Raw genomic sequence first — 4,042 nt, 5'->3', positions numbered from 1 at the left:
GGCGAGTCCGCGATCGGGGTCGAGGTCGGACCGGTCGCCCGCCCCGGGCGTGGAGGTCGCCGCGTTCGGCACGTTGGGGCCGCGCTCCTCCCCTGCGCCAGGACGCGAGTAGTCGGGCACCAGGCCGCGACCCGGCGTCGGCTCGAACGGCACCCAGCCGATGCCGTCGAAGTAGAGCTCGGGCCACGAGTGCAGGTCGTGGGAGTCGACCTCGACGCGCTGCACCCCCTCCACGCGCTCCTCGGTCGGCGAGCCCTGCGTGTACCCGATCGAGATCCGGGCGGGGATGCCGACCTCGCGCGCGAGCACCGCCATCGTCGAGGCGAAGTGCACGCAGTACCCCTCCTTCACCTCGAGGAACTTCGCGATCACGTCGAATCCGCCGCCGTCGAAGCCCTCCTCGACCGGCGCGTCGGTGGAGTAGTCGAAGTCGACCCCGCGCAGGTAGGCCTGGATCGCCACGGCGGCGTCGTACTTCGAGGGCATCCCGGCGGTGACGGATGCCGCGGTGTCGGTGATGATCGCCGGCATCTCCTCGGGCAGCGCCAGGTATGGCGCGAGGTTCTCGGGCACGTCGGGGTCGGCCTCGCGCAGCTGCTTCGGGGTGGGCGCCACGTCGAGGCGCGTGACCCGGTAGCGCTGCCCGTCGGTGTCGGCGTCGACGCTGCGCACCGTCAGGGAGTCGTCCTCCCAGAACCACGACCCCGCCAGGCCCTCGATGCTCGAGGTCGGATACGGCACCGGCAGCCACGTGGTGCGCACATCGTCGATGACGACGTCGATCGGATGCTCCGACGTCTCGATCGCGCGGGAGAGCCCGCGTGGGCGCGGCAGCGCGTCGACCGTGTTGTCGCCGTCGACCGCGCGTTCCGTCGCACTCCACACCTCGCCCTCGAACCGGTCGAGTGTGAGCAGCGTGAAGTACGGGCGGTCGCCGTCCCTCGCCAGGTAGTGGAAGGCGGGGCTCGCCTCCGGGCGTCGGAGGTCGCGGCCGAGGTCGATGAACGGGCTGACGCCCCGGGCGAACAGGGTGCCCTGCGAGGGCGAGCCGAGGAGCAGGCTCGTGGAGATGCTCGGCGTGGACGCCGCGAGCACCGATGCGGCGAGCAGTCCGACGGCGGCGAGGCCGAGCGAGGCGCCGAGCGTCGAGACGATCGGCACGCGCTTGGGCGCGATGACCGTGGCGACCTCGGTGCCCTCGTCCCCGGCGTCGAGCCGGGCCCTGCGACGCACGCGCACGTCGACGCGGAGGAGCAGGAGGTAGGCCGCGGCGGTGAGGACGAGCGTGGGGAGCTCCGCCCCGGCCTCGATGATGAAGCCCGGGATGAGGATGGGCACCAGCGCCGGAACGGCGGCGAGCGCCGGCATCCGCAGCGTCTGCACGAGCACGTCCATGACGATGGCCAGCACGCCGACGCCCAGCGCGAGCACGAACGACAGCGCAGGCACCGTGATCGCCGGAACCGCCTGCTGCTCGATCGTGCGCTGGGCGCCCCCGAGGAGCTCGCCGAAGGTCTCGAACGTGCCCTGCGTGGGGATGAGCAGCGCGAAGCTCGTCGAGCCGCCGAAGAGCAGGGTGAGCAGGAGCACGAGCACCCCGGCCTCGAGCACCGGCACGAGCGACGGCGGCGTACGCACCGGCGCGTTGTCGAAGTCCGCGCGCGGTGACCTCGACGTCATGGCCCGCGCGGGCGAGCAGCACGGCGAAGGTGCCGCCGAGCGCGCCGGCGCCGATGATCCCGATCCTCACGCTCCCAGCGTAGGGTGCGTCGGCGGACGTCGAGCGGCCCCGGACCAGCATGGTGAGCAGCGCCGCACGCGGGCGCGGCCCGCGTGGCTGTTAGCCTGTACGGCGTGAACAGCGGCATCCTCCTCGTCGACAAGCCGCAGGGAATCACCAGCCACGACGTGGTCTCGCGGATGCGCCGGCTTGCCGGCACCCGCAAGATCGGCCACGCGGGCACCCTCGACCCGATGGCGACCGGCCTGCTCGTCCTCGGCGTCGATCACGCGACGCGACTGCTGCACTACCTCGTCGGCCTCGACAAGGAGTACCTCGCCACCATCCGGCTCGGCTGGAACACGACGACCGATGACGCCGAGGGCGAACCGCTGCACGCGGCATCCGCAGCGCTGATCGGCGGGATCGACGACGACGCGCTGGCCACTGCGATGCAGCGCCAGACCGGCGTGATCGAGCAGGTGCCCAGTGCCGTCAGCGCGGTGAAGGTCGACGGCAAGCGCGCCTACCAGCGCGTGCGGGAGGGGGAGGCGGTCGAACTCGCCGCCCGCACGGTGACGGTCTCGGCGTTCGAGGCGCTCGCGGTGCGACGCGGCGACGACTTCGTCGACGTCGACGTGCGGGTCGAGTGCTCGTCGGGCACCTACGTGAGGGCCCTCGCCCGCGACATCGGGGCCGACCTGGGCACCGGCGGCCACCTCACCGCACTCCGGCGCACGCGCATCGGGGCCTTCCGGGTCGAGGACGCGGCGGCCCTCGAGGGCTTCGACGTGGGAGCGGCGTTGATGAGCCCGTCGGATGCCGCTCGGCGGGCGCTGCCCGTGGCATCCGTCACCGACGAGCAGGCCGTCGACCTCGGCCACGGCAAGCGCATCGACGCCGCACCGGCCGGCGCCATCGCCGACGCCGATGCCCGAGCCATCGCGGCCATCGCCCCCGACGACCGACTCGTCGCGATCGTGGAACGGCGCGGCTCGACGCTGAAGGTGGTCACCGGGTTCCCGGCCGAGGCCGACGCATGATCGAGTGGTTCACCTGGGTGCAGCTCGCCGTCGCGGTCGCGGCCGGGCTGCTCTGCCTCGTGCTCGGCCTCGCAGGCCGGGTGCCGAACGACCTGGCCAACGGCGCGCTCGTGCTCGTGGAACTCCTGCTCATCGTGCAGCTCGTCGTCGCCATCGCCGCGCCCGCGTTCGGCAACCAGCCGACGGGCAGCGTGCTCGAGTTCTACGTGTACCTCGTGGGCGCGCTCCTCATCCCGCCCGCGGCGATCTTCTGGGCGCTCCTCGAACGCAACCGCTGGAGCACGGTGATCCTCGGCGTCGCCGCGCTCTCGGTCGCGGTGATGGTGTACCGGATGCTGCAGATCTGGACCGTGCAGCAGGCGTAGCCGCGGATGAGAGAATCGAACGACATGACTGACGTGCGGAGTGCCCGGCCCCAGACGAACGGCGGGCGGCGGATGAGCGGGATCGGGCGCGTGCTCGTGGCGGTCTACGCCGTGCTCGCCCTCGCCGCGATCGGTCGCTCGTTCGTGCAGATCGCCACGAAGTTCGACGAGGCGCCGCTGGCGTACTCGCTCTCGGCGCTCGCCGCGGTGGTCTACGTGCTCGCGACCATCGCGCTCGTGCGGTCGGGCCGCGGCTGGTACCGCGTCGCGTGGGTGACGATCGCCTTCGAGTTCACGGGCGTGGTCGTGGTCGGCGCGCTGAGCATCGCGTTCCCCGAGCTGTTCCCGCACGACACCGTGTGGTCGTGGTTCGGCCGTGGCTACCTCTTCATCCCGCTCGTGCTGCCCGTGCTCGGCATGTGGTGGCTCGCGACGCATCGACCGGCGTCGTCCCAGCCGACCGGGCAGGTTGCGACGACGAGCGGGGCGGATGCCGCGTGAAGACGTACAAGGGCCTCGATGCGGTGCCCGCCGGCTTCGGTCCGAGCGCGGTCACCATCGGCAAGTTCGACGGCGTGCACCGCGGACACCGTGCGGTGATCGACCGGATCCGCTCGATCGCCGCCGAGGGCGACCTGCGCGCCGTGGTCGTCACGTTCGACCGCAATCCGCTGGCGCTGCTCGCGCCCGACAAATGCCCCGACTCGCTGGTGAGCGTGCGGCAGAAGCTCGAGCTGCTCGCCACGACGGGCGTCGACGCGACGGTGATGCTGCCGTTCGACCGTGCGCTGGCGACCGGGTACGCGGTCGGCAACCTCCAATCGCTGCACTTCGAGGGCTCGGAGCTCGTCACCGCGATCAGTCCGGTCGAGGATCCGCTGGCGCTCCGCGTCGAGGCCGTCGACGGCAGGATC

At 72.1% G+C, this 4,042-nt stretch carries 5 protein-coding genes and 1 pseudogene; 4 read left to right on the top strand and 2 right to left on the bottom strand.

What is annotated here, in order from left to right; translation table 11 throughout:
• Together GH736_RS18630 and GH736_RS25645 are read right to left on the bottom strand one after the other, a co-directional pair.
• The coding region (locus GH736_RS18630; RefSeq protein WP_159606019.1) for a transglutaminase family protein at nt 1–1,638 on the bottom strand (1,638 nt) is incomplete at its 3' end.
• Between the two features lie 25 nt (nt 1,639–1,663).
• A pseudogene (locus GH736_RS25645) lies at nt 1,664–1,801 on the bottom strand (2-dehydropantoate 2-reductase N-terminal domain-containing protein); the annotation flags it as partial.
• Between the two features lie 53 nt (nt 1,802–1,854).
• Here GH736_RS25645 and truB point away from each other — a divergent pair.
• From truB to GH736_RS18610, 4 genes are all read left to right on the top strand, one after another.
• Nucleotides 1,855–2,763, top strand: coding sequence for a tRNA pseudouridine(55) synthase TruB (gene truB / locus GH736_RS18625; RefSeq protein WP_407922372.1), 909 nt, complete (start codon nt 1,855–1,857; stop codon nt 2,761–2,763).
• Nucleotides 2,760–3,128, top strand: a complete 369-nt coding sequence (locus GH736_RS18620; RefSeq protein ID WP_159606017.1) for a hypothetical protein — start codon at nt 2,760–2,762, stop codon at nt 3,126–3,128. Before truB ends, GH736_RS18620 begins: the two co-directional genes overlap by 4 nt.
• A 24-nt stretch (nt 3,129–3,152) precedes the next feature.
• A complete protein-coding gene (locus GH736_RS18615) occupies nt 3,153–3,629 on the top strand; it encodes a hypothetical protein (RefSeq protein WP_159606015.1) in 477 nt (158 codons plus the stop codon).
• Nucleotides 3,626–4,042, top strand: a 417-nt coding sequence (locus GH736_RS18610) for an adenylyltransferase/cytidyltransferase family protein (protein WP_159606013.1), incomplete at its 3' end; no start/stop codon positions are given. The genes GH736_RS18615 and GH736_RS18610, both read left to right, overlap by 4 nt.

It is taken from the genome of Agromyces humi (genome assembly GCF_009720255.1).
GTDB lineage: Bacteria > Actinomycetota > Actinomycetes > Actinomycetales > Microbacteriaceae > Agromyces > Agromyces humi.
This window is presented reverse-complemented; position numbering and strand designations above follow the sequence as displayed.

What these genes read in the sequence shown, in the direction of transcription:
- GH736_RS18620 (WP_159606017.1), top strand. Translation starts at nt 2,760, where the DNA reads ATGATCGAGTGGTTCACCTGGGTGCAGCTCGCCGTCGCGGTCGCGGCC.
- GH736_RS18615 (WP_159606015.1), top strand. Translation starts at nt 3,153, where the DNA reads ATGACTGACGTGCGGAGTGCCCGGCCCCAGACGAACGGCGGGCGGCGG.